15 protein-coding genes are annotated in these 25,629 nt (G+C 70.3%); 9 read left to right on the top strand and 6 right to left on the bottom strand.

Translation table 11 applies throughout. The features are described 5' to 3' along the window. Nucleotides 1-1,935, top strand: a 1,935-nt coding sequence (locus AC1D12_RS00005; RefSeq protein WP_477838271.1) for a hybrid sensor histidine kinase/response regulator, incomplete at its 5' end; no start/stop codon positions are given. On the opposite strand, the gene AC1D12_RS00010 is transcribed toward AC1D12_RS00005, so the two are convergent. Further along, nucleotides 1,932-2,972 (bottom strand): porin, encoded by a 1,041-nt coding sequence (locus AC1D12_RS00010; protein WP_477824634.1) that lies wholly within the window; start codon nucleotides 2,970-2,972, stop codon nucleotides 1,932-1,934. The two genes, AC1D12_RS00005 and AC1D12_RS00010, sit on opposite strands and share 4 nt — an antisense overlap. 159 nt (nucleotides 2,973-3,131) lie before the next feature. On the opposite strand from AC1D12_RS00010, the gene AC1D12_RS00015 reads away from it, so the two are divergent. Together AC1D12_RS00015 and AC1D12_RS00020 are read left to right on the top strand one after the other, a co-directional pair. After that, entirely contained in the window at nucleotides 3,132-3,635 is a 504-nt protein-coding gene (locus AC1D12_RS00015; RefSeq protein ID WP_477824633.1) for a (2Fe-2S)-binding protein, read from the top strand. Next, a complete protein-coding gene (locus AC1D12_RS00020) occupies nucleotides 3,632-5,911 on the top strand; it encodes a xanthine dehydrogenase family protein molybdopterin-binding subunit (RefSeq protein ID WP_477838273.1) in 2,280 nt (759 codons plus the stop codon). Before AC1D12_RS00015 ends, AC1D12_RS00020 begins: the two co-directional genes overlap by 4 nt. A 2-nt stretch (nucleotides 5,912-5,913) precedes the next feature. On the opposite strand, the gene AC1D12_RS00025 is transcribed toward AC1D12_RS00020, so the two are convergent. Both AC1D12_RS00025 and AC1D12_RS00030 read right to left on the bottom strand, forming a co-directional pair. Beyond that, nucleotides 5,914-9,153: a PAS domain S-box protein gene (locus AC1D12_RS00025; RefSeq protein WP_477838275.1), complete on the bottom strand. Its 3,240-nt coding sequence runs from the start codon at nucleotides 9,151-9,153 to the stop codon at nucleotides 5,914-5,916. Nucleotides 9,154-9,298: 145 nt separating this feature from the next. Further along, a complete protein-coding gene (locus tag AC1D12_RS00030) occupies nucleotides 9,299-10,219 on the bottom strand; it encodes a LysR family transcriptional regulator (RefSeq protein WP_477824630.1) in 921 nt (306 codons plus the stop codon). 78 nt (nucleotides 10,220-10,297) lie between these two features. Between AC1D12_RS00030 and AC1D12_RS00035 the strand changes: the two genes are divergently transcribed. Then, nucleotides 10,298-10,912 carry a glutathione binding-like protein gene (locus AC1D12_RS00035; RefSeq protein WP_477825198.1) on the top strand — a complete coding sequence of 205 codons (615 nt, stop codon included), beginning with the start codon at nucleotides 10,298-10,300 and terminating at the stop codon, nucleotides 10,910-10,912. Between the two features lie 19 nt (nucleotides 10,913-10,931). On the opposite strand, the gene pyrF is transcribed toward AC1D12_RS00035, so the two are convergent. The 3 genes from pyrF to purB all read right to left on the bottom strand — a co-directional run bounded on the left by pyrF (nucleotide 10,932) and on the right by purB (nucleotide 14,739). Beyond that, on the bottom strand, nucleotides 10,932-11,771 hold the full coding sequence (pyrF, locus tag AC1D12_RS00040) for an orotidine-5'-phosphate decarboxylase (RefSeq protein ID WP_477838277.1): 840 nt from the start codon (nucleotides 11,769-11,771) through the stop codon (nucleotides 10,932-10,934). Nucleotides 11,772-11,781: 10 nt separating this feature from the next. Beyond that, nucleotides 11,782-13,275 carry a leucine-rich repeat domain-containing protein gene (locus tag AC1D12_RS00045; RefSeq protein ID WP_477838279.1) on the bottom strand — a complete coding sequence of 498 codons (1,494 nt, stop codon included), beginning with the start codon at nucleotides 13,273-13,275 and terminating at the stop codon, nucleotides 11,782-11,784. 81 nt (nucleotides 13,276-13,356) lie between these two features. Beyond that, nucleotides 13,357-14,739 (bottom strand): adenylosuccinate lyase, encoded by a 1,383-nt coding sequence (gene purB / locus AC1D12_RS00050; RefSeq protein WP_477838281.1) that lies wholly within the window; start codon nucleotides 14,737-14,739, stop codon nucleotides 13,357-13,359. Nucleotides 14,740-14,970: 231 nt separating this feature from the next. Here purB and AC1D12_RS00055 point away from each other — a divergent pair, with 231 nt between their 5' ends. From AC1D12_RS00055 to AC1D12_RS00075, 5 genes are all read left to right on the top strand, one after another. Beyond that, nucleotides 14,971-17,655, top strand: coding sequence for a polysaccharide deacetylase family protein (locus AC1D12_RS00055; RefSeq protein ID WP_477825195.1), 2,685 nt, complete (start codon nucleotides 14,971-14,973; stop codon nucleotides 17,653-17,655). 66 nt (nucleotides 17,656-17,721) lie between these two features. Beyond that, entirely contained in the window at nucleotides 17,722-19,023 is a 1,302-nt protein-coding gene (locus tag AC1D12_RS00060; RefSeq protein ID WP_477838283.1) for a GTP cyclohydrolase II, read from the top strand. Next, nucleotides 19,016-20,236, top strand: a complete 1,221-nt coding sequence (locus AC1D12_RS00065) for a URC4/urg3 family protein (RefSeq protein ID WP_477825193.1) — start codon at nucleotides 19,016-19,018, stop codon at nucleotides 20,234-20,236. Before AC1D12_RS00060 ends, AC1D12_RS00065 begins: the two co-directional genes overlap by 8 nt. 360 nt (nucleotides 20,237-20,596) lie before the next feature. After that, entirely contained in the window at nucleotides 20,597-23,569 is a 2,973-nt protein-coding gene (locus tag AC1D12_RS00070; RefSeq protein ID WP_477838285.1) for an RICIN domain-containing protein, read from the top strand. A 156-nt stretch (nucleotides 23,570-23,725) separates the two neighbouring features. Next, nucleotides 23,726-25,618, top strand: a complete 1,893-nt coding sequence (locus AC1D12_RS00075) for a chitosanase (RefSeq protein ID WP_477838287.1) — start codon at nucleotides 23,726-23,728, stop codon at nucleotides 25,616-25,618. Nucleotides 25,619-25,629 lie beyond the last annotated feature (11 nt).

Raw genomic sequence — 25,629 nt, forward strand, 5'->3', positions numbered from 1 at the left:
TTCCTCGCCAACATGAGCCACGAGATCCGCACGCCGATGAACGTGATCCTCGGCATGTCGCGCCTGGCGCTGCAAGGCGACCTCGATCCGCAGCAGCACAACTACATGCGCAAGGTGCACCGATCCGCCGAATCGCTGCTGCGCATCATCAACGACATCCTCGACTTCTCGAAGATCGAAGCCGGCAAGCTCGACATGGAGGTCCTGACGTTCGACCTCGGCAACGTGATGGACGACCTCGCGAACCTGGTCGGCATGAACGCCGAGGAGAAGGGCCTGGAGCTGGTGTTCGCGTTGCCGCAGGACCTGCCCGCCATGCTCGTGGGAGACCCCTGGCGGCTGGGGCAGGTGCTGATCAACCTGGGCAACAACGCGGTCAAGTTCACCGAACGGGGCGAGGTCGTCGTGGCCGTCGAGGTGATCGAACGCGATGCGAGCTCGGTGCGCCTGCGCTTCGAGGTGCGCGACACCGGCATCGGCATCACGCCCGAGGATCAGCAGCGGCTGTTCAAGCCGTTCTCGCAGGCCGACTCATCGACGAGCCGCCGCTTCGGCGGCACCGGGCTGGGCCTTGCGATCAGTCAGCACCTGGTGCACATGATGGAAGGAGAACTCGGGGTCGACAGCACGCCCGGGCGCGGCAGCCGGTTCCACTTCAGTGCGCGCTTCGGCCTCGGGGCTGAACCTGCCACCCACGACGCGGCTGCGCAGGACGGCGGCCTGCCGGGTGCCCGGATGCTCGTCGTCGACGACAACGGCGCCGCGCGCGAGATCCTGGTGCAGATGGCCGGCGCGCTCGGGCTGCGCGCGTCGGACGCGCGCGGGGGCCACGAGGCCATCGACGCGGTCGCGGCGGCGGATGCACGCGGCGAGCCCTTCGACCTGCTCCTGCTCGACTGGAAAATGCCGGGCATGAACGGCGTCGACTGTGCCAGGCAGCTGGCGCGCATGCCGCTGGCGCACCCGCCACCCACCCTGCTGATGGTCACCGCCTTTTCCCGCGATGAAGTGGCGCGCCTGCTGGCGACCGAGCGGCTCGGCGTGGCGGCGACGCTGACCAAGCCGGTCACGCCTTCGACGTTGCTGGACGCCTGCCTGCAGGTGCGGGGCGTGCCGCGGCCGCATGCCCTGCGAAGCGGACTGCGCGAAGAAGCGCTGCAAGGCCACTGCGCCGCCCTGGCCGGCACGCGCGTGCTGCTGGTCGAGGACAACCCGTTCAACCAGGAGCTGGCGAGTGACCTGCTGGGCCGCGCGCGGATCGAGGTCCAGGTGGCGAACAACGGCCGCGAAGCCATCGGGATGCTGGCGCGCGAACGCTTCGACGCGGTGCTGATGGACTGCCAGATGCCGGTGATGGATGGTTATGCGGCCACGCGCGAATTGCGCAGCGACCCGGCGTGGCGCGACCTGCCGATCATCGCGATGACGGCCAACGCGATGGTCGGCGACCGCGAGAAGGTGCTGGCGGCCGGGATGAACGACCACATCGCCAAGCCGATCGACGTGGTCGACATGTTCGCCACGCTGGCGCGCTGGGTCCGGCCAGGCGCTGCCGGGGCGGGCCACGGTTTCCCGGGCATCGAGAGCGCTGCTGCGCTGGCCGCGCTGATGGGCGACGAGCGACTCTATCGGCGCCTGCTGGGCAAGTTCAGGGATCGGGAAGCCGGCTTTGCGGCGCGTTTCGGCGCTGCCCGTGCGGCGCACGACATGACCACGGCCACGCGCCTGGCCCACGACCTGAAGAGCGTGTCCGGCACGCTGGGGGCGACGGCCGTGTGCGCGGTCGCCGGGGCGCTGGAACATGCCTGCTCGAACGGAGCCGGCCCGGCGGACCTCGACGCGCTGCTCGCGGCGGTGGTCGAGCGTCTCGACCCGGTGCTCGCCGGCCTGCGCTCGCTCGAGGCCGCGCCTTCCCGCCCTGCCGACAGGCCCTAGAACCGCACGCGCAGCCCGGCCGCGACGCTGGTGCCGTTCTCGGCGTTCGTCAGCCGGTCGCTCATCACCACCGCATACGCATCGGTCAGCTTCGACAGCGCATGGTCGTAGCCGAGCGTGACGGTGCGGTTCTTCACCTCGCCCGGGTTGAAATCGGCATTCGCCTGGCCGTACTGCGCCACGACCTTGCCGAGCGCGCCCACCGGCACCGCGACCCCCAGACCGTAGATCGTCGACTTCGTGTCGACCGTCGCCCGCGTCTTCACGCGCGTGGCCTGCGCATACAGCTTCGCGACGCTGAAGTCGTACGAGCCGCCGAACTGCAGCGTCTCCTGGCGCTCGAAGCCGGCCGGCACCGCGGCCAGGCCGTTCTTCACCTGCTGGTACGCGATCGTCGCGCCCCAGGTGTCGGTCAGCAGCACCCAGTTGCCGCCGATGTTGCGGCCGGTCGCGCCGGGCGCGCCTTCGCCCAGGTTGGCGATCAGGCCGACGTTGTAGCCTTCGGTGTTCGAGGTGTTGTAGAGCAGCGAGTTGTTCCAGGCCGTGTCGCCCTGGAAAGCAAGGCCGGTGCTCGGCGCGAACACCTGGCGGATGCTCGGCGAGGAGCCGAACGAATCGCCGATCGCGTTGAACGACAGCGTCGAGACGAACAGCGGCGTCGTGTTGCGCCCGAGCGTGCTGGTGCCGAAATCGCCCTGGACGCCGACATAGGCATTGCGCCCCCAGAACGCCTCGCCGTTGGCACGGCCGGCCGCGCCGGTGTCGGCGCGCAGGTAGTGCTCGAGCGCGAACTTCACCTTCAGCGTGCCGCCGAGGTCCTCGGCGCCCTTGAAGCCCAGGAAGCTGGACGTCATCTTGCCGCTCTCGGCGCGCAGCGTGCGTTGCGCACCGGCATCCTGGAAGCGTCCGGCGGACATGTCGAGCAGCCCGTACAGCGTGACGGACGAAGCTGGCGATGAAGCGGTTTGCGCGGAAGCGGCTGCAGGCAGCGTGAGGGCGACCGCGGCAGCGGCCAGGCAGGACAGACGACGGTTCATGCAGCGGAACTCCGGCAGGGACGTTGGATGGATTCGGAAAAAGGCCCGTCAGGATAAACCCGGACGCGTGTGCGGCCGGTCACACCCCGTTTCGTTGACGCCACATCGGCGCGCCCGTGGCCGGCCCAGAATGGGGACCGACACCGGAGCACCCGATCCATGGACTTGAACGTCAACGGCCAGACGCTGCCCCTGCCGCCCGAGGCCGTGGCGCCCGACATGCCCTTGCTGTGGGTGCTGCGCGACGTGCTGATGCTGACCGGCACCAAGTTCGGCTGCGGCGTCGCGGCCTGTGGTGCCTGCACGGTGCACGTGGATGGCCAGGCGGTGCGCTCGTGCGTGACGCCGCTCTCGGCCGTGCAGGGCAAGCCGGTGCGCACCATCGAGGCGCTGGGCGCGCCCGGCCGGCCCCACCCGCTGCAGCAGGCGTGGATCGCCCACCAGGTGCCGCAATGCGGCTACTGCCAGAGCGGCATGCTGATGGCGGCCGCCGACCTGCTGGCGAAGAACCCGTCGCCCAGCGATGCCGACATCGATGCGGCCATCACCAACCTGTGCCGTTGCGGCACCTACCCGCGCATCCGCGACGCGATCAAGGGGGCGGCCGCCGCGCTGCGTGGCGACGCCCCGCGGCAGGACAAGGGCAGCGAGGCGCGCGCATGAAGCGGCGCAGCCTGTTGCTGAGCGCGCTGGCCGGCGGCGGCGCGCTGCTGGTCGGCTGGAGCGCGCTGCCGCCGCGCAACCGCATCGGCACGTCGCACCTGCTGCCGGATGCCGACGGCGGCGTGACGCTGAACGGCTGGATCCGCATCGAGCCCGACGGCCAGGTGCAGCTCGCGATGGCGCGCAGCGAGATGGGCCAGGGCGTGCACACCGCGCTCGCGATGCTGGTGGCCGACGAACTCGACACCCCGCTGTCGCGCGTGAAGCTGGTGCAGGCCGCGCCGCAGTCGCTGTACGGCAACGTCGCGATGTTCGTCGGCGCGCTGCCCTTCCATCCCGACGACACCGAGCCCGGCCGCGAGACCGCGACCGTCAAGGCGGGCCAGTGGATGGTGAGCAAGTTCGCGCGCGAGCTGGGGGTCAGCGTGACCGGCGGCTCGTCGAGCGTCGCCGACGCGTGGGACGTGCTGCGCCTGGCCGCGGCCACCGCACGCGCGCAGCTGCTGGGTGCGGCGTCGCTGCAATGGAAGCTGCCGCGTGCCGAGCTGCAGGTGCATGGCGGCATCGTCAGCCATGTGTCGGGCCCGCATGCGCATTTCGGCGAGCTCGCGAAGCTGGCCGCGGCGACGCCGATCGGCGATGTGCGCACCAAGGATCCGAAGGACTGGACGCTGATCGGCACGCCCGCGCCGCGCACCGACCTGGCCGCCAAGGTGGACGGCAGCGCGCGCTTCGGCCTCGACGTGCGCCAGCCCGGCCAGCTCTATGCGGTGGTGCGCCACTGCCCGATGCTCGGCGGCAGCCCGCAGCGCGTGAAGGTCGAGGCGGCGATGCAGCTGTCCGGCGTGCAGCGCGTGGTGCGGCTCGGGCCGTATGCCGGCTCGACCGCGGCGGTGGCGGTCGTCGGGCGCAGCACCTGGCATGCGCGGCGCGGCGCGCAGGCGCTGGAGATCGACTGGGCGCCGCCGCCGGCCGGCGGAGCCGACACGAAGCGCATCGACGAGGCGCTCGAGCGGGCCGCGCGCGAGGCCGCGCACAGCGGCGGCGGCTTCGCGTTCCACACCCGTGGCGACGTGCAGCAGGCGCGYGCCGGTGCCGCGCGGCAGATCGAATCGCTGTACCGCGCCCCTTATCTCGCGCATGCGCCGATGGAGCCGATCAACTGCACCGCGCGCGTGCACGACGGCGGCGTCGAGCTGTGGGCGCCGACCCAGGTGCCCGACATGGCGCGCGAGATCGCGGCCCGCGTGGCCGGCGTGCCGCTCGAGGCCGTCACGCTGCACGTCACCTACCTGGGCGGCGGCTTCGGGCGGCGGCTCGACGTCGATTTCGTCGCGCAGGCGGTGCGCATCGCGATCGAATGCGGCGGGCACCCGGTGCAGCTGGTGTGGCCGCGCGAAGAAGACATCGCGCATGATTTCTACCGCCCGGCCGGCGTCGCGCTGATGCAGGCGAGCCTGGACGGCAAGGGCATGGTCTCGGGCCTGTCGATCACCTCCGCCGGCGACGCGATCACGCCGCGCTGGATCGAGCGCGTGCTGCCGGCGCTGGCCGGGCCGGTCGACACGCCGGACAAGAGCGCGGCCGAGGGCCTGTACGACCTGCCGTACGGCATCTCGCACCAGCGCATCGCGCAGGTCGCCACGCACAGCGGCGTGCCGGTGGGCTACTGGCGCTCGGTCGGGCATTCGCACCATGCGTTCTTCAGCGAATGCTTCATCGACGAACTGGCCGAGGCGGCGCACCAGGACCCGGTGGCGTTCCGGCTCGGCCTGCTGGCCGACATGCCGCGCCATGCCGCGGTGCTGAAGCTCGCCGCCGCGAAGTCGGGCTGGGGCCGGCCGCTGCCGGTGGGCCAGGCGCGCGGCGTGGCGCTGCACGAGAGCTTCGGCAGCATCGTCGCGCAGGTGATGGAGGTGTCGCTGGCCGACGGCCGGCCACGCATCCACCGCGTGGTCTGCGCGGCCGACATCGGCACGGTGGTGAACCCCGGCATCGTCGCGCAGCAGATGGAGAGCGGGGTGATCTTCGGCCTCTCGGCGGCGCTGTACGGCCGCATCGACATCGAGGGCGGCGCGGTGAAGCAGCGCAACTTCCCGGATTACAAGCTGCTGACGCTGGCCGAGTGCCCGCGCATCGAGACGCACCTGGTGCCGAGCAGCCGCGCGCCCGGCGGCATGGGCGAGCCCGGCACGCCGCCGGCGGCACCGGCGCTGGCGAATGCGCTGTATGCGCTGACGGGCAAGCGGCAGCGTGCGCTGCCGCTGGTCCTGTAGCACTAGGGGCGCTTCTCCGCCTGCGCCACCGCGCGCAGCAGCGCCTGGCGCAGCCGGTGCGCATCGATCGGCTTCGTCAGGAACTCGTTCATCCCCGCGGCCAGCGCCTGGTCGCGCTCGGACACCAGCGCGGCTGCCGTCAGCGCGATGATCGGCAGCTCGTCGGCCGGGTGCCGCTCGCGCAGCTGCCGTGCCGCCTCATGGCCGCTCAGCCGCGGCATCTGCACGTCCATCAGCACCGCATCGAACAGCCGGCCGTCGTCGACCGAGCGCCGCACCGCCGCCAGCGCCTCCAGCCCGTCGACGGCCTGCACCACGTCGATGCCCCACTGCTCCAGCATCGCGACGCCGATCATCATGTTGACCGGGTTGTCCTCCACCATCAGCACGTGCGCGCCGGCCAGCGATGCGGTGTCGAGCGATTCGGCATCGGTGCCGACCTCGCGCGCCGGCGTGGCCGGCAGCGGCAGCGCGGCCCAGAAGCGGCTGCCGCGGCCCGGCGCGCTCTCGACGCCGACGCGCCCGCCCATCAGCGTCGCCAGCTCCTTGCAGATCGACAGCCCCAGGCCGGTGCCGCCGAAGCGCCGCGTCGTCGACGAATCGGCCTGCGTGAACGGCTGGAAGAGCCGCTGCTGGGTCGCCTCGTCGATGCCGGGGCCGGTGTCGAGCACCGCGAGCTGCACCAGGCCGTCGCTGCCGACCGAAGCGTCCAGCGTCACGTGGCCGCGCTCGGTGAACTTGATGCCGTTGGTCAGGTAGTTGCTGAGGATCTGCCGCACCCGCACCGGGTCGCCGAGCACCGTGCCCGGCACCTCGGGCGTCATCGCGAGCCGCAGCGACAGCCCGCGCGCCTGCGCGAGCGACTGGTAGGCGCGGTGCACCGCCACCAGCAGCCCGCGCAGGTCGAAGGCCACCGCCTCGACGCTGAGCTTGCCGGCCTCGATCTTCGACAGGTCGAGGATGTCGGAGATGATGCTCGCGAGGTTCTGCGCGCTGTCCTGGATCTGCGCCAGGTACTGGTCGCGGCGCAGCGCGTCGAGCCCCGGGCGCATCGCGAGCCGCGCCAGGCCCAGCAGCCCGTTCAGCGGCGTGCGGATCTCGTGGCTGGTGTTCGCGAGGAACGCGCTCTTGGCCTGGTTGGCGGCCTCGGCCACGTCGCGCGCATGGGCCAGCGCCTGCTCGAAGGCGCGCCGTTCGGTCACGTCCTCGGCGATCCAGATCGTGCCGCCCTGGCTCGGGTGCGTCGGGTCCACCGCCTGCGCGAGCAGGCGGCACAGGAAGCTGCTGCCGTCGCCGCGCCGCATCATGCGTTCGACCTCCACCGGCTCGCCCTGCGCCAGCCGCGGGCCGACCAGCGCGCCCATCTCGGCATAGGCGGCCGCGTCGCTCCACACCACCTGCCCCGGCAGGCCGATCAGCGCACCCGGCGGCCAGCGGAACATCGCCTCGAAGCAGGGGTTGGCCTGCATGAAGCGGCGGTCGCGCGTCAGCGCAATGCCGATCGACGCGTTCTGCAGGATCGCCTCGTGCTCCAGGCGCACCCGTTCGGTCTCGGTCACGTCGCGGCCGTTCAGCACCAGGTAGTCCTGGTCGTCCATCCGGAAGCGCGCCGCCGACAGCAGCAGCGACACGATGCTGCCGTCGCGCCGCACGAAGGTGGCCGGCAGGTCCGTCACCAGGTCGCCCTGGGCCAGGCCCGCGACCAGCGCCTCGCGGTGCGCCTGCCGGTGCCAGATGCCGATCTCGAGCGCGGTGCGGCCGACCACCTCGTCGCTGCGCCAGCCGGTGATGCGCGTGAAGCTCTCGTTGACCATCACGTAGCGGCCGCTCGCGACCTCGGTCAGCGTGATGCAGTCGGGGCTGGTCGCCACCAGGTGCGACAGCAGCGCCTGCGAGCGCCGCTGTGCGGTCTCGGCCTGCACGCGTGCGGTGATGTCGTGGAACATCGACAGCGTCGCCGGGCCGTCGGGTGCGCTGACCCGCATGCCCGAGGCCTGCACGCTCAGCGGTCGATGGTCCAGCGAGACCAGGGTGGAGTCGGCGACGCCCAGGCCCTCGCCGACGGGCAGCGCCTCCAGCGTCGCGACGCGCCGGCGAACCTGTTCCCGCGCTTCGTCGTCGGGGTAGAGGCTTGTCAGGTCGAAACCCTTCATCGCGGCGGCCGACGCGAAGCCGAACATGCGCGCGGCCGCATCGTTGGCGTCGACCGCAATGCCGTGGCGGTGCAGCACCAGCGCGGTCGGCGAGCGCTGGAACAGCTCGCGGTAGCGGCGCTCGCTCTCGGCGGTGGCGCGGCGTGCCTCGACCTCGGCGGTGATGTCGCGGCCCAGCCCCCAGTAGCCGAGGAAGCGGCCATCGGCATCGAAGCGCGGCCGGCCGCTGACCACGCTGTGGCGCAGCTCGCCGTGCTCGCCCGGGCGGCTGGCCATCAGGTTGCTGAACGGCAGGTGGGCTTCGAGGTCGGCGCGGTGGCGGGCCAGCGTGTCGGCGTCCAGCCCGATCTGCGGCATCTCCCACGGGCGGCGGCCCAGGCGCTCCGCCGCGTCGATGCCGGAGTACTGGTTCAGCTTGTCGCTGATGTGCGTGAAGCGCAGGTCGGCATCGAGCTCCCAGTACCAGTCGGCCGCCATCAGCAGCAGGCTGCGGAAGCGCTCCTCGCGGTCGCGCGCCTCGCCGAGCGCGCGGCGCACCACGCCGGCGATCAGCATCCCGYAGGTCGCGCCCGACGCGAAGATCAGCCAGTGCGTCAGCACGCGCACCGGCAGCGGGATGGCATCCGACGGGATCGGCCCGGGCAGCCAGCCCTTGTTGTTCGCCAGGGCCAGGCCCGCGACCGCCGCAGCCATCGCAAGCGTCAGCACGATGCCCGCGGCCGGGCTCGACAGCACGGTGACGACGCAGATCAGCAGCCCGAGGTAGCCGAGGTTCAGCGCATGCACGCCCTGGCCGAGGCCGATCGCGGTGATCAGCACCGCGATGGCGGCGATCCAGCCCATCACATGCACCAGTTTCGGCAGCGCCATGCGGCGCAGGCCCCACAGGCCGAGCGCGAAGCACGCTGCCAGCACCAGGCAATCGCCGACCAGCAGGGCCCGCATGCCGGGGCGGGTGGGCAGGGCGGGCGACAGGTAGATCAGCGCGCCCAGCAGCGAGATCGTGACGCCGACGCCGAAGAACAACCGGGCCACCAGCCGGTCCAGCGGTTCGCGCGGCAGAAGGGGCAAAGGCGAGGAGAGCGGCACGGCGAGGGTCCGCGCGTTGACGACCTGCGCGGTGCCGCCGAGTGTGGCACTGCGCCGCGGCCGTGACGGGGTGGTTTTCCCGGTTTTGCCGGCGTGCCGTGCAGGACTGCACGGCGCGCTGCCTTCGGCAAGGGGTCACGAGGGGTCAGGCGGCGGGTGGGTGCGCATCCATCCGCAGGGCCGATGCCAGGTGCGCCGCCACCACCGCGATGCGTCGCAGGTGGCGCGACTCCGGATGCGTCAGCAGCCACAGCTGCGTCTCGCATTCGGCCAGCGGTTCGCCGAGCGGCTGCAGCGCGCGCCGCTGCGACGCGAGGAACACCGGCGCGATGCCGACGCCCAGCCCGGCGGCGATCGCATCGACCACCGACTGCACGCTGTTGACGCGCAGCACCGGCTCCACCTTCGGCAGGTGCTTCCTGCGCCAGCGCACCGAGGGGTGTTCGGGCAGCGCATCGTCGACGGCGATCCAGCGCGCTGTCGCCAGGTCGGCCAGGTCGATCGGCTTGCGCTGCCGCATCGCCGGCTTCAGCCCGTAGACCGCCGAGCGGATCGGCCCCAGCTCGCGGCCGACGACGTGCGGCGGCGGCTTGACCGTCGCGCGCAAGGCGATGTCGGCTTCGCGCTGCGACAGGTTCACGAGCTCGTTGCGCGCGGTGATCTCCAGCCGCAGCAGCGGGTGCGCCGCCGCCAGGCCGGCCAGTGCCGGCAGCAGCAGGCCGTTCAGGATCGTGTCGGTGGTGCTGATGCGCACCAGGCCGCCGACCGCGCCGGCATCGAGCCGCGCCGCGCTGCGCGCCGACTCCAGCTCGGCCTCGATGCGCTCGGCATGTTGCGCGAGCTGCAGCCCCAGCTCGGTCGCGAGGTAGCCGCTGCGCGAGCGCTCGAAGAGCCGCTGGCCGAGCGCCTTCTCGCAGCGCTGCACGGTGCGGAACACCGTCGAACCGTCGACGCCGGCCAGCGCGCCGGCCGCCGCCAGCGTGCCGCCGCGCACCAGCGCCAGCAGCACGGCCAGCTCGCCGGCGCCGATCGGCGAGCTTCCGTTTGATTGCGTCTGTGCATCCATCGCTTGCCTGCCTGCCTATTTCAAATGCAACGGCGCAATCCTAGATTCACCGCCTCGACACCTCAACAGGACTTTCCCATGAAGCTCTATTTCGCCCCCGGCGCCTGCTCGCTGGCCGTCCACATCGCGCTGCGCGAGGCCGGCGTCGCCTTCGAGGCGCACCAGGTCGACCTCGCGACCCACACGCTGGCCGATGGCGGCGGCAACTACTTCGAGATCTCGCCGCGCGGCTACGTGCCGCTGCTGGAGTTCGACGACGGCTCGCGTCACACCGAAGGCGCCGCGCTGCTGCAGCACGTGGCGGGGCTCGACGGCTCGCACGCGCTGATCGGTGCACCGGGCAGCCGCCGCCGACTCGAGGTGACCGAGTGGCTGACCTTCGCCAGCACCGAGCTGCACAAGACCTTCAGCCCGTGGCTGTGGCACAAGGAGACGGCCGACAGCACGAAGCGCGACGCGAAGCTGAAGCTCGCCGCGCGTTTCGCCGACATGGAGCAGCACCTCGCGACGCGCGAGTTCCTGGCCGGCGACTACAGCGTCGCCGACGCCTACGGCTTCACGATCGTGAGCTGGAGCAACGTCCTCGGCATCCCGCTGTCGGACTTTCCGCAGCTGCGCGCGTGGATGGCCCGGGTGTCGGCCCGGCCGGCGGTGCAGCAGGCGCTGCGCGCCGAGGGGCTGCTGAAGGACTGAAGCGGCCCCAGCCGACGCGTCAGGCGGCGGGCTTGTGCGCGTTCAACTCAAGGCGGGTGGCCTGGGCGACGCGGCGGGCGRCGCTCGCGAAATCGTCGCCGTTCGAGGCATACAGCACCGCGCGCGACGAGTTGACGACGATGCTCGCATCGGCACGCCAGCCGGCGCGCACCGTGGCCGCGGCATCGCCGCCCTGCGCGCCGACGCCGGGGATCAGCAGCGGCAGCGATGGCGCGAGTTCGCGAACGCGGGCGATCTCGCCGGGGAAGGTGGCGCCGACCACCAGGCCGAGCTGGCCGCTGCGGTTCCAGTCGCCCTGCGCGAGGCGGGCGACGCGTTCGTAGAGCAGTTCGCCCGCTGTGCCTCCTGGGCCATTCGCCAGCGGCTGCGCTTGCAGGTCGGAGCCGCCGGGGTTGGAGGTGCGGCACAGCAGGATCAGGCCCTTGTCGCCGTAGCGCAGCCACGGCTCGATCGAATCGAAGCCCATGAAGGGCGACAGCGTGACCGCGTCGGCCTGGTAGCGCTCGAAGGCCTCGCGAGCGTACTGTTCGGCGGTGGCGCCGATGTCGCCGCGCTTCGCGTCGAGGATCACCGGCACCTCGGGTGCGACGCGCTTGATGTGGGCCATCAGGCGCTCCAGCTGGTCTTCGGCGCGGTGGCCGGCGAAGTAGGCGATCTGCGGCTTGAAGGCGATCACCAGGTCTTTCGTGGCATCGACGATCGCGGCGCAGAAGTCGTAGATGCGGGACGCATCGCCCTTCCAGGTGCCGGGGAACTTCGCCGGATCGGGATCGAGCCCCACGCAGAGCAGGGAATCGTTGCGGCGTTCGGCGCGGCGCAGCTGGTCGGTGAATTTCATGGTGGGGATTTTATGTGCGTGGGCTGCGGACCTCCAGCCAGATCCTTGGCGCCGCACGACCTGCCGATGTGGGATCTGGCTTGCGGACCACGCAGGCCGGTGTGATCGCTTCGCGCTCGGAGGCTCGAATGTAGTCAACGATCGTGCTGCGCAGTTCCGGCGGCACGGCGACTGCGGGTGCGCAACAGGCCAGGAAGGCTCCCAAGGTATCGGCCGGCAATTGCGTGGCGCGATTGCGGTTGATGGCAAAGGAGAGCTTTGCCTTGCTCAATTCTTTCTTGTCGTGATCAACGGTCCCGGAGCCGAACTCCGGCAGGATCAGTGTCGTCAGGGTTTCGTTGGGGCTGAAACCTTCCTGCTGCGACAGGGCTCGTACCAACGCATCGAGAAGCTTCATCGAGATGTCGCTGCCCGACATGTCCAGCGCGCGCAGGCAGGTGTTCCTCCGCAGTGCCTGCGTCACGGCAGGCCCGTTGCCTCTCAGGCTGTGCCCGGCCACGGACAGGCGCTTCAGGCTGTGATTGCCGTCAAGCGCATGGAACAGCTCGGTGACCGAGAGGAACGAATACGGTTCGGTTGTTCCCAGATCCAGCGTCTCGAGGGTCTCGCTGGTGCGCAGGAGTGCAGTGATGGACTCCATCGCACCTTCCGTCAACTTCGTGCCCAGGGCCAAATGGCGCCAGCCCTTGCGTCTATCCTGCTGGACCAGAATCTTGATGTCGGCTTCCGAGAGCGCGCAATCCGACATGCCCAATGCGCACAGCGCGGGGCTGTCCAAGACGACCGCGCAGAGGATGCGCTCGCGATCTTCCCTCGCGAATGGGTTGCCGCTCAGCCACAAGCGTCGGAGTTGGAGGCAGGCCAGCAGTTCGCCGATCGCGTCGCCGGCCCGCAGCGGCTCTTTCGGCTGGCGCGGGGRGGTGAGCTTCCTGCAGATGGTTCTTCTTGTCGTGTCCTGGCGTGTCAAGGGTTGCGTCAGGAAGCGATTGCGAGAAAGATCGAGCGCCTGCAGCTGCGGGGTGTCTTGCAGGCCCGTGGTGAGTTGCGTCAGGCCCTCCGCGGTGAGGTGATTGCCGCTGAGATCGAGCTGGACCGGCACCTCCGGCAACGCGGGCATCCGCTCCCTGATCCAGCGCACCAGGAACTTCAGATCATCGTCCGTCAGGGGGCCTTGCTCGTCGACTGGAAATGGGCATCCGAAGTGCAAGGTCACGGCACCGCCGCCATCTCGCTCGAAGAGCGCCTTGACCAACACCGCGGCTCCATCGCCTTTCTTGTGGCGAATGCAAAAGCGCATGACCTGCGACACGTCGTCTCGGGATGACGGCAGTTCCCACCGGCGAAAGAACGCCGCCACCGGCCCCGTCACAGCGAGGTCGTGCAGCTTGATATTCTGAAGATTCGGTGATGACCGGTCGTTCGGTTCAGGCCGCAGCGTGGGCAGGGCGCCGCGCTCTCTCGAGGAGGTATTGCTGCGCTTCAGCGCCTTGCCGATGATGTCCACGCTCCACCCCCGTCGATCTGCGATTCTCCTGAGTGGCATCCGCCACCAGGATGTTCCAGATCGGACCGGCGCCCGCGGCCTTCAGCGCCGCGGCGTGCCGATGCGCTTCGCCAGCTCGGCCCCGATCCCGGTGTAGCTGCCCGGCGTCATCGCGAGCAGCCGTTCGCGTTCGGCCTGCGGGATCTCCAGCGTGCCGATGAACTGCTGGATCGCTTCGCGCGTGATCGTCTTGCCGCGCGTCAGCTCCTTCAGGCGCTCGTACGGGTTGGCGAGCTTGTAGCGCCGCATCACGGTCTGGATCGGCTCGGCCAGCACCTCCCAGGCGCTGTCGAGGTCGGYGGCGAGGGCCTCGCGGTTCACCTCCAGCTTGCCCAGCCCGCGCAGCAGGCTGTCGTAGCCCAGCACCGCGTAGCCGAGCGCCACGCCCATGTTGCGCAGCACCGTGCTGTCGGTCAGGTCGCGCTGCCAGCGGCTGATCGGCAGCTTCTGGCTCAGGTGGGTCAGCAGCGCGTTGGCGAGGCCGAAGTTGCCTTCGGCGTTCTCGAAGTCGATCGGGTTGACCTTGTGCGGCATCGTGCTGGAGCCGATCTCGCCTTCCTTGGTGCGCTGCTTGAAGTAGCCGAGGCTGATGTAGCCCCAGACGTCGCGCGACCAGTCGATCAGGATGGTGTTGGTGCGCGTGACCGCATCGAACAGCTCGGCCATGTAGTCGTGCGGCTCGATCTGGATCGTGTACGCGTTGAAGCTCAGGCCGAGCGCGCCTTCGATCACGCGCTTCGAGAAGGCCTCCCAGTCGACCTCGGGGTAGGCGGCCAGGTGGGCGTTGTAGTTGCCGACCGCGCCGTTCATCTTGGCCAGCAGCTGCACGCCGGCGATGCGCTCGCGCGAGGTGCGCAGCCGCGCGACGACGTTGGCCACTTCCTTGCCGACGGTGGTGGGGCTGGCCGTCTGGCCGTGCGTGCGGCTGAGCATCGGCACCTCGGCCAGCTCGACCGACAGCGCGGTGAGGCTGTCGACGATGCGGTCCAGCGTCGGCAGCAGCACCTCGGTTCGCGCGGCCTTCAGCATCAGGCCGTGGCTGGTGTTGTTGATGTCCTCGCTGGTGCAGGCGAAGTGCACGAACTCGCCGGCGCCCTTCAGCTCGGCATTCGATTCGAAGCGGCCCTTCAGCCAGTACTCGACCGCCTTCACGTCGTGGTTGGTGGTGCGCTCGATGTCCTTGATGGCCTGGGCATCGGCTTCGCTGAAGCGCGCCACCAGCCCTCGCAGCAGGCCGCGCGCGGCCTCGCTGAGCGGCTTGAATTCGGCGAGGYYGGCATCGGACAGCGCGATGAACCACKCCACYTCSACCTGMACGCGGCGGTGCATCAGGCCGTACTCGCTGAGCAACGGGCGCAAGGCGGCGACCTTCGCGGCATAGCGGCCGTCGAGTGGGGACAGGGCGGAGAGGGCAGAGAGGTTCATGGCGGGGGCGGCGCGACGGGCCGCAGTGGGGACCGGGGGAAGCGCGAGGCTGGAGACGGCCGCGATTTTAGGCGCCCCGGTTCGGTGATGAAATACATGCTCCCGCCACCCCCTGTGACGCCGTCGATGCCCAACGCCCTTCTTCGCGCCTGCGGGCCGCTCCTGTGCTGTGTCCTGACCGCGTCGCTAGTGGGCTGCAACCGGAGCGGCAGCACGACCCCTGCAGCGGGCGTGCCGGCTTCCGCCGCGTCCGTGCCCGTCGCGGCCGCCAGCGCGGCGGCGTCCGCTCCGGCGAGCGCATCGACCCTCGCCGCCCAGCTCCAGCAACGCGCCGACGGCGTGCTCGCCGCGCACCGCCAGATGATCGTGCTGATGACCGGCGAACGCGCGCTGAAGCCGGCCGAGCGCCGCGCGGTCGGGGCCGTCGGCCAGTTGCTGTTCCACGACCTGCAGGAGCGTGTCGATGCGCTCGCCGCCGCCGCGGCCGATACGGCCAACCCCGCGACGCTGCCGGCGCTCGAAGCCTTGCTCGACCGCATCGAGAGCGAGCCGAGCTGGTTCGACGCCGACCGCCTCGCCTTCAAGGAATTCCTGACCCGCCTCGCGGCCCAGTACGCCCAGTCGCAGTCGATCGCCGGCCTGAAGCTCGCGCGCCGCGCCAATGAAGACCTGGCGGTGCTGGCCGAGGTGGAGCAGGCCTACGACCGCGAGCTGAAGGACGTGTTCGGCCGCTTCGCGAAGCGCGGCATCGAGCTGCAGCGCGAGAAGTGGGCCGACTACGTCGCGAAGCTGGCCAAGCTCTACAACCGCGAGCAGATCCTGAAGGACTACGCGACCATCGTGCCGTACACCGCGGCATCGACGAAATCCGGCGTGGCCGAAGAGGCCGATTCGCGCGAGATCTTCGGCGGCTCGCTGCCGCCGAAGACCGTGGTGCTGACCTTCGACGACGGTCCGCACCCGAAGTACACCGACGACATCCTCGACATCCTGAAGCGCTACGACGCACCGGCGATCTTCTTCAACCTCGGCCGCAACCTCGGCACCGTCGACGCGCAGGGCCACGCGAAGCTGGGCCCGAACGGCGCGGTCGCGAAGCGGGTGCTGCAGGCCGGCCACCAGCTCGCCGACCACAGCTTCACGCACAGCGTGATGGCCAAGCTGAGCGACGACGCGGTGCGCACCGAGACCACCCAGACCGAGGCGCTGCTCGACGCGACCGGGCGCCAGCCGTCGTCGCTGTTCCGCTTCCCGTACGGCGCGCGCAACGAGGGCGCGCTGAGCACCGTCGAGGCGCTGAAGCTGCGCTCGATGATGTGGAACGTCGACTCGATGGACTGGGCCGACCCGGTGCCCAAGAGCATTGCCGAGCGCGTGCTCAGCGAGGTGGAGCGCGCCGGCCGCGGCGTGATCCTGTTCCACGACATCCAGGGCCGCACCGTGCAGGCGTTGCCGCTGGTGCTCGACCAGCTGTCGGCCGACGGCTACCGCTTCGCGACCTGGCGCGACGGCAAATTCGTCGTCAACGCGCCGCGCAAGGCCGCGCCGGATGCGGCGCCGCCCGGGGATGCCGACACGCTGTACCGCGACAGCCATGCGCTGGTGATCGGCATCGACCAGTACGCGAAGTGGCCGCAGCTGCACCATGCGGTGCGCGATGCGCGCGCGGTGCAGGAGACGCTGGTGTCGCGCTTCGGCTTCAAGCCGGAGAACGTGACCGCGCTGTACGACGGCGAGGCGACGCGCACCAACATCCTGCGCGTGCTGAACGAGAAGCTGGCGGACCCGAAGAAGCTCAAGCGCGACGACCGGGTACTGGTGTTCTATGCCGGCCACGGCGGCACGCGCAAGCTGGCCAGCGGCCGCGACGTGGGCTACCTGATTCCGGTGGACGCGGCGCAGGTGGATTTCGCCTCCGATGCGATCTCGATGCCGCAGTTGCAGGAGGTGGCCGAAGCCACCCCGGCGAAGCACGTGCTGTTCCTGATCGACGCCTGCTACTCCGGCCTCGGGTTGACGCGCGGTGGTGGCGCGCCGAAGACCGACAGCTTCCTGAGGGACAACGCACGCCGCCTGGGCCGGCAGATGCTGACCGCCGGCGGTGTCGACCAGCAGGTCGCCGACGACGGACCGGGCGGCCACTCGGTGTTCACCTGGACCTTGCTGCAGGCGCTGAACGGCAAGGCCGACCTGAACGACGACAGCGTGATCACCGCCACCGAGCTGGCCGCCTACGTGGCGCCCGCGGTGTCGGCGATCGCGCGCCAGACGCCCGCCTTCGGCAGCCTGCCGGGCTCGGAGGGCGGTGAATTCGTGTTCACAGTGGCCGCCGACCGCGAAGCCCTGAGCGGCGATTCACCGCAGCTCGATGCCGAGGCGAGCCAGTTGAACAAGCGGCTCGACGATGCGAAGACGGCGGCACTGCAGGCCGGCGCGGGCAAGGGCGCCGCGAAGGACGTGCAGGTCGTTGTCAAGAACCTGGAGGGCGGCGACGTGAAGCTCTCGACGCCGGCCGCCGCGCCGGTGGCGCCGCGCGTCGCCGCGCAGCGTGCCAACGACCGTGGCCTCGCGCTGTACCGCGAGCGCCGCTACGACGAGGCCGAGGCCGCCTTCACCGAGGCGCTGAAGCTGCAGCCGGTGTTCGCGCTGGCGGCCAACAACCTCGGCTTCGTCTACTTCAAGCGCGGCAAGCCGGCCGAGGCGGCGCGCTGGTTCGAGCGCGCGATCGAGATGGACGGCAGCCGCGCGCTGGCCTACCTGAACCTGGGCGATGCGCAGCTGCAGGCCGGTGACGATGCGAAGGCGCTGAAGGCCTACACGACCTTCGTCGGGCTGGCGCCGAAGCATGCGCGGGTGGCGGAGCTGCAGGCGTGGATCGCGGCGCCGGATGCGGCGCATCGGCCGAAGTTGCCCTGAACCGGGGCTGCCGTCGTATCCTCTGCGCAAGGCCTTCCCGGCCTTGCGCCACCAGGAGCGACCGCGATGAGCACCGAGCCCAAGCCCAGTCCCCAGCAGGCCAGCGAGCCCGGCCCCGTGCCGAACCCCTCCAAGCACATCCGCCTGACCTCCCACCCCGGCCAGCAGGGCCCGTCCGGCGCGCCGGCCATCCACTGGGGCGCGGCCACCGCGGCCGAGCGCGGCCCGGTGGTCGGCACCACCACCAACCGCAGCCAGCGCAACGTGATCGGCACGCACAGCGGCTCGTACGGCGTGTACCGCGCGCTGGCCCTGGCGGCTGGCAACCTGAAGAAGGGCCACCGCGCCGACCTCACCAACACCGCGCCCACCGACCTGATCGGCCCGTACCCGCAATGGTGCGACGCGACCAAGATGGTCTCGATCGACCCCTGGGGCGCTTCGGTCGCCGACGTGTTCGCCGAGCCCATCGCGCAGGGCTACGACATCCGCCCGACCATCGCGGTCACCCAGGCCCACATCCACCTGCCCGAGGTCAAGCAGGCGCTGGCCTTCCAGCGCCTGCAGGTCGACGGCCGCGTGCTGCTCGCCGACAGCTCGGCCGTCGTCACCAAGGTCGCGATCGAGCCGGTGTGGTGGCTGCCGGGCGTCGCGAAGCGCTTCAACGTCGGCGAGGGCGACCTGCGCCGCCACCTGTTCGAGGAGACCGGCGGCATGTACCCCGAGCTCGTGACGCGCAGCGACATCGAGGTCTTCCTGCCGCCGATCGGCGGGCAGACGCTCTACATCTTCGGCAACCCGCGCCACCTCGCCGACCCGGCCGTCACGCTCACCGCCCGCGTGCACGACGAGTGCAACGGCTCCGACGTGTTCGGCTCCGACATCTGCACCTGCCGGCCCTACCTGACGCATGCGATCGAGGAATGCATCCGCGGCGCGCAGCACGGCGGCGTCGGCCTGATCGCCTACAGCCGCAAGGAGGGGCGCGCGCTCGGCGAAGTCACCAAGTTCCTGGTCTACAACGCGCGCAAGCGGCAGGTCGGCGGCGACAGCGCCGACAAGTACTTCCTGCGCACCGAATGCGTCGCGGGTGTGCAGGACATGCGCTTCCAGGAGCTGATGCCCGACGTGCTGCACTGGCTCGGCGTGCAGAAGATCCATCGCCTCGTCAGCATGAGCAACGACAAGTACGACGCGATCACCGAAAGCGGCATCGCCGTCGGCGAACGCGTCAAGATCCCCGACGAGCTGGTGCCGGCCGATGCGCGCGTCGAGATCGAGGCCAAGATCGCCGCCGGCTACTTCACCGACGGCAGCGTGCCCGACGACGTCAAGCTCGCGGCCACCAAGGGGCGCGGCCTTGTCTAGCCCGGCTGTCCACGAGCTGCGGCAGGCCGCGACGATCCGCGAGCGCTGCGCCAACATCACGCGTGCGGTCGGCGAGGGCCGCTCCGACCACTTCACGCTCGATCACACGAAGCTGGCCGAGGCCGCGCAGCGCGTCGAGCAGGTCACGCGGCACCAGTACCCGACGCTGCGCATCCCGTACCACAGCCGCTGGCGCCACTTCGAGGCCGGCGGCGTCGATCGCAAGGGCGAACTCGACGCGCGGCTCGCCGGGCTCGACGCCGCCGCGCAGGCGCGTGCGCGCATCGACCTCACGGTGGTCAGCGTGCTGCTCGATGCCGGCGCCGGTGCCGGCTGGCGCTATGCCGAAGCCGAGAGCGGGCAGACCTTCAGCCGCTCCGAAGGCCTGGGCGTGGCCAGCTTCCGCGGCTTCATGCAAGGGTTGTTCTCGAGCGATCCCGCGCAGCCGCTGCGCGTGGATGCGGCGGGGTTGGCGCGGCTCGATGCCGACACGCTCGCCGCGATGTTCCAGGTGCGCGACGACAACCCGCTGGTCGGCCTCGACGGCCGCACGCTGCTGCTGCGCCGGCTCGGCGAGGCGATGCAGGTGCAGCATGCGAGCTTCGGTGCCGACGGCCGGCCCGGCGCGCTGTTCGACCGGCTCGCGCTGAAGGCGCACCAGGCGCCGCTGACGGCCCCGCAGCTGCTGCAGGCCCTGCTCGACACACTGAGCGGCATCTGGCTGGCCGGCAACGAGCTCGACGGCGTGCCGCTTGGCGACTGCTGGCGCCACCCGCTCGCCGGCGGCCAGGGCGCGAGCGCCGGCTGGGTGCCGTTCCACAAGCTCAGCCAGTGGCTGTGCTACTCGCTGCTCGAACCCTTCGAATGGGCCGGCGTGCCGGTCACCCAGCTCGACGGCCTCACCGGCCTGCCCGAATACCGCAACGGCGGGCTGCTGCTGGACAGCGGCGTCATCGTGCCGCGCGATGCCGGCTTCTCGCAGCGTCGTCATACAACGGGTGACGAGGCGATCGTCGAATGGCGCGCGCTCACCGTCGCACTGATCGACGAGCTGGCGCCGCTGGTGCGCCACCGCCTCGGCCAGACCGTCACCGCGATGCCGCTCGCCTGCGTCCTCGAAGGCGGCACCTGGGCTGCAGGCCGCGCCATCGCTCGCGAGTTGCGCGACGGCGGCCCGCCGCTCGTGATCGAGAGCGACGGCACGGTGTTCTGAAGCCATCGGGTTTTGCGGCGGGCAGCTGCCGGTTTCGTCACGAGACCAAATTAATACCAGATGTTCCTGATTTCCATCGCGATGGCGAATGGATGCCTTCGGGCGCATCCGATGAGTGCGGGAAAGCCTGCAACTTTGCACACAACTCGACACCTTGACGTGGCATTGCCTAAGGGTTTACCCGCGTTTGTCTGATGACTGGGGGTGATTCAATTGGTCTTGTGGAAGCGTTTCCACATTGACGAAACGCGAACACAGCAAGGCCCTCGCGGCGGCCCGCGCAGTACGTCGACGCGAGATCGAATCAACAGGCAGGGCCGTGCGCAGCAACGCGCCCAGGCCGCGAGAGGGTTGGGAACCATGAACAGATTCAAGCTGAGCGCGCTCGCGCTCGCCGCCGGTGTGGCCGCAACGTCGGCGGCCCACGCGGGCACGATCGTCGCGCCGTACTTCTTCGGCTGGGGCTTCGGCAGCACCGCCTACAAGTTCAAGAACCTGACGGAGGCGAAATCGCGCGCCGGCATGGACGGCATGACGATCGCGTTCGGCATCTCCGGCGGCGGCTGCACGCTCAGCGGCGGCATGGAGAACACGCTGAACAACGCGTCGATCAAGGCCGACGTCAAGTCGTACATCGACAGCGGCAACAAGGTGATCCTGTCCTTCGGCGGCGCAAGCGGCACCTACCTCGAATCGGTCTGCTCGACCAACGACCTGGTCGCGCTGATCCGCAAGCTGATGGACACGCACGGCACCCGCATGATCGACTTCGACATCGAAGGCGGCCAGCTCGGCGACACGCGCCTGAACGGCGTGCGCAACGCGGCGATCAAGCAGCTGCAGGCGATCTACCCGGACCTGTACACCTCGTTCACGCTGCCGGTGGATCCGTTCCGCACCAACTCCGAGCCGGGCGGCCTGCCGCCCAAGGCGCTGGAGCTGATCAAGGGCGCGGCGAGCGCCGGCGTCACGGTGTCGATGGTCAACATCATGGCGATGGACTACGGCACCTACTACAGCGGCGGCAAGAAGATGGGCGACCTGGCCGTCTCGGCCGCGCAGTCGACCTTCAACCAGCTGAAGGGGGTGTACCCGTCGAAGACCGATGCGCAGCTGTGGGCCATGATCGGCATCACGCCGATGATCGGCCAGAACGACGTCGCGGAAGAGATCTTCACGCCGGCCGATGCGGTCACCGTCGCCAACTTCGCGAAGCAGAAGGGCATCGGCCTGCTGGCCTACTGGGCCGCGCAGCGCGACCGCGTGGGCTCGGGCAGCCTGGACGACTTCAGCCGCGCCAACACGCGCGACTACGAGTACTGGCAGGCCTTCGCGGCGGCCAAGGGCTCGAACCCGCCGGCTCCGGCGCCCGCACCGGCCCCCGCGCCCGCCCCGGCACCGATCGCCAAGCAGTACACCGTGAAGTCGTCGTTCTCGAACCTGTGCCTGGACATCGCCGGTGCCAGCACCGCCGACGGCGCCAAGCTCGTGCAGCAGAATTGCAGCGGCGCCTCTTCGCAGGTGTTCTCGTTCGTGCCCGACACCAGCGGCACCTACCGCATCGTCAACATCAACAGCGGCCGCTCGCTCGACGTGACCGACGTGTCGACCGCCAACGGCGCGCTGATCCAGCAATGGGCCAACACCAGCGGCGCGAACCAGCGCTTCGCCCAGCTCACCGATGCCGCCACCGGCACGGTGCGCCTGCAGGCCGTGAACAGCGGCAAGTGCATCGACGTGAAGGACTGGAACAGCGCACCCGGCGCATCGATCCAGCAATGGGATTGCAGCGTCAACGCGAACCAGAAGTGGGCGCTGATCCCGGTGACGAGCGCGCCGGCTCCGGCCCCCGCTCCTGCGCCGGCCCCGACGCCCGCTCCGGCACCGGCTCCCACGCCCGCCCCGGCCCCGGCCCCGACGCCTGCCCCGGCACCTGCTCCCGCACCGGCTCCGTCGAGCTGCGTGGCCTGGACCGAAGGCATCACCTACAACGCCGGCCAGGTCGTCAGCTACCAAGGCAAGCAGTACAAGGCCCTGGTGACGCACACCGCGTTCGCCGGAGCGAACTGGAACCCGGCCGCCACGCCGACGCTGTGGACGCCGACCAGCGCCTCGTGCGGCCCGTCGCCGGCACCGGCGCCTTCTCCCGCCCCGGCTCCCGCGCCGTCGCCTGCCCCGGCACCCGCGCCGGCCCCGGCCCCCGCACCGAACGGCACGCTCACGCTGCCTGAAGCGCTGAAGGCCRTGCAGACCAAGCGCGTCTACGTCGGCTACTACCCGACCTGGAGCGACAACTGGTTCGACGCCACCGGCAAGACCGCCAACGACGTCTACAAGGCCAGCAAGTTCGCGAAGGTGCCCGCCACCTACACGCACGTGATGGTGTCGTTCGCCGACCCCAACTTCTCGTGGGCCGGCATCAACACCAACAGCTTCTCCGGCACCGGCATCACCTTCAGCGCGTCGCCGAAGGACATCAAGGCCGCGATCGACGTGCTGCACCAGCGCAACCAGAAGGTGATCCTCGCCGTCGGCGGTGCCACCTACAACAACTGGGGCCCGCTCGCGGCCCAGGGCGCGGCCGGCAGCGGCTCGATCATCAACGCCCTTGCGAAGATCCAGACCGAGATGGGCTTCGACGGCCTCGACGTCGACTACGAAGCCGACGGCGACGTGGACCGCTATGCCAACTCGATCAAGGCGCTGCGCAAGGCAGTCGACCTGGCGGGCGGCGGACGCGTGCTGACGCTGGCCGGCTGGTCGAGCGGTGCGGACTGCACATCGGGCACGACGGCCGACCCGGCCTGCGCCGGCAAGATGTCGTACTGGGGCGGCAATGCCGGGCGCGAGCGCGGCGTGGTGCTGAAGTACCCGGCGGTCGCGAACATGCTCGACCTGGTCAACGTGATGAGCTACGACGCCCGCTACGAGCACTTCGACGGCATCGTCGCGTACAACCAGTACCGCGCGCTGTTCCCGTCGAAGACCATCGTCTCGATCGGGCTGGAACCGTCGCCCGAGGGCTGGGCCGGCGGCATGCTGGTGGTCAACGATGCCGACGCCCAGTGCACCGGCTCGCGCAACCTGCAGGACCAGTACGGCGTGAACCTGAACCTGCCGTACTCGGTGCAGCGCTACACGAATGCGGTGGCGAACGGCACGGCGGCCAACCGCAATGCACGTGACGGCGCGATGCTGTGGGCCATCATCAAGACGGGTGGCGGCGCGTGCGGCGGCGCACAGCTGGCCACGCCGGGGACGGTCGGGCAGAAGGTGGGCAACACCTTCGGGCTGACGATCGATCCGCTCCTGCAGACCTCCGACTGGAAATAGACGACAGCCCCCAGTCGCTGGCGCTCCTGCCCCCGAGGGGCGCCACCCCTGGGCCCGGCAAAGCCGGATCCCGGGGCGTTGCTGGATCGAAACGACTCACTTTGCGCAGCCCGGGTGCCAACCCGGGTCCCACCACCAGATCTCAGGGAGTGTTCCATGCGTTCCAAGCGTTACCAGTTCGCCCGCCTGCCGCTCGCCGTCGCGATGAGCAGCGCCTTCCTCGCCGCCTGCGGCGGCAGCGACGGCAGCAGCAACGGTGCACCCGACGCCGCTGCTGAAGGCCACGAATCCGCGCAGGCCGCCCGGGCCAGCACGGCCGGCACCATCACGCTGGCCAGCGGCATCTACACGATCGTCAATGCCCAGAGCGGCAAGTGCGTCGACGTGGCCGGTGCGAGCACGGCCGACGGCGGCCGGCTGCAGCAGGCCGGCTGCAACAAGAACGCCGCCCAGTCGTTCGAGCTCAGCGACGCCGGCGGCGGCGTCTACAAGCTGATCAACGGCGGCAGCGGCAAGGCGATGGACGTGGCTTCGGCCTCGACCTCCGACGGCGCGGCGCTGCAGCAGTGGGTCGACAACGGCACCAACGCGCAGCGCTTCCGCATCGAACACCTGGGCGGTGATCGCTTCCGGCTGGTGAATGCCGGCAGCGGCAAGTGCGTCGACGTGACCGGCGCCTCGACGGCCGATGGCGCGGTGCTGCAGCAGCTGTCGTGCAGCACGAGCGGCGGCCAGGCGTTCCGCTTCCTGCCGCGCAGCGGCAACGTCACCGCGGCGGTCGCGGTCGGCATCTACGAAGTCAAGTCGGTCGAGTCGGGCCTGTGCCTGGACATCGCCGGCGCCAGCACCGCCAACGGCGCCAAGGCCCAGCAGAGCGCGTGTGCCGACGTCAGCTCGCAACGCTTCGAGCTGCGCGCCGAGACCGGCGGCACCTTCCGCCTGGTCGACAGCGGCAGCGGCAAGTCGCTCGACGTGACCGACGTGTCGACCGCCAACGGCGCGCTGATCCAGCAATGGACCACCGCTGCCAGCGACAACCAACGCTTCGCGATCGCCGTCTCGGGCGCGGGCTTCTCGATCAAGGCCCGCAACAGCGGCAAGTGCGTCGACGTGAAGGACCACAGCCTGTCCGCCGGCGGTGCCATCCAGCAATGGGACTGCGGCACCGGCGCGAACCAGCAATGGAAGCTGACTGCGGTCGGCGCACCAGCACCTGCCCCCGCTCCGGCGCCTGCCCCCGCACCCGCGCCGGCACCTTCCCCGGCACCGGCTCCCGCGCCTGCACCGGCCCCCGCGCCCGCGCCTGCACCGGCACCTGCCCCCGCTCCGGCACCCGCACCGGCCCCGTCGTCGACCGACCTGTTCGATGCCCGCAAGAAGGACATCGCGATGCAGATCGTCTCCAGCGCCGAGAACTCGTCGCTGAACTGGAAGGCGCAGTACGCCTACATCCAGGACATCCATGACGGCCGCGGCTACACCGCCGGCATCATCGGCTTCTGCTCGGGCACCGGCGACATGCTGGAGGTGGTGCAGGAGTACACCAACCGCAAGCCGGGCAACGTGCTGTCCAAGTACCTGCCGGCGCTGAAGAAGGTGAACAACACCGAGTCGCACGCCGGGCTCGACCCGACCTTCACCGGCGACTGGAAGACCGCCGCCGCCGACGTGATCTTCCAGCAGTCGCAGGACTACGAGCGCGACAACGTCTACTTCAACCCCTCGGTCAACCGGGCCAAGGCTGACGGCCTGCGCGCACTCGGCCAGTTCGCCTACTACGACGCGGCCGTGATGCACGGCTATGAAGGCGCGATGAGCGTCCGCAAGGCGGCGATGGCCAAGGCCAGGACCCCCGCCCAGGGCGGCGACGAGGCGGCCTACCTGAACGCCTTCATGGATGCCCGCGTGGTCGAGATGAACAAGGAAGAGGCCCACAGCGACACGACGCGCGTCGACACCGCGCAGCGCGTCTGGCTCAAGGCCGGCAATTTCGACCTGAACACGCCGCTGAACTGGAAGGTCTACGGCGACCCCTTCAGCATCAAGTGAGCGAGGACAAC

It is taken from the genome of Rhizobacter sp. P1_G5, from assembly GCF_056405435.1.

Coding starts and splice junctions, on each gene's coding strand:
- AC1D12_RS00010 (WP_477824634.1), bottom strand. CDS start 2,972: ATGAACCGTCGTCTGTCCTGCCTGGCCGCTGCCGCGGTCGCCCTCACG.
- AC1D12_RS00015 (WP_477824633.1), top strand. CDS start 3,132: ATGGACTTGAACGTCAACGGCCAGACGCTGCCCCTGCCGCCCGAGGCC.
- AC1D12_RS00030 (WP_477824630.1), bottom strand. CDS start 10,219: ATGGATGCACAGACGCAATCAAACGGAAGCTCGCCGATCGGCGCCGGC.
- AC1D12_RS00035 (WP_477825198.1), top strand. CDS start 10,298: ATGAAGCTCTATTTCGCCCCCGGCGCCTGCTCGCTGGCCGTCCACATC.
- AC1D12_RS00060 (WP_477838283.1), top strand. CDS start 17,722: ATGAGCACCGAGCCCAAGCCCAGTCCCCAGCAGGCCAGCGAGCCCGGC.
- AC1D12_RS00075 (WP_477838287.1), top strand. CDS start 23,726: ATGCGTTCCAAGCGTTACCAGTTCGCCCGCCTGCCGCTCGCCGTCGCG.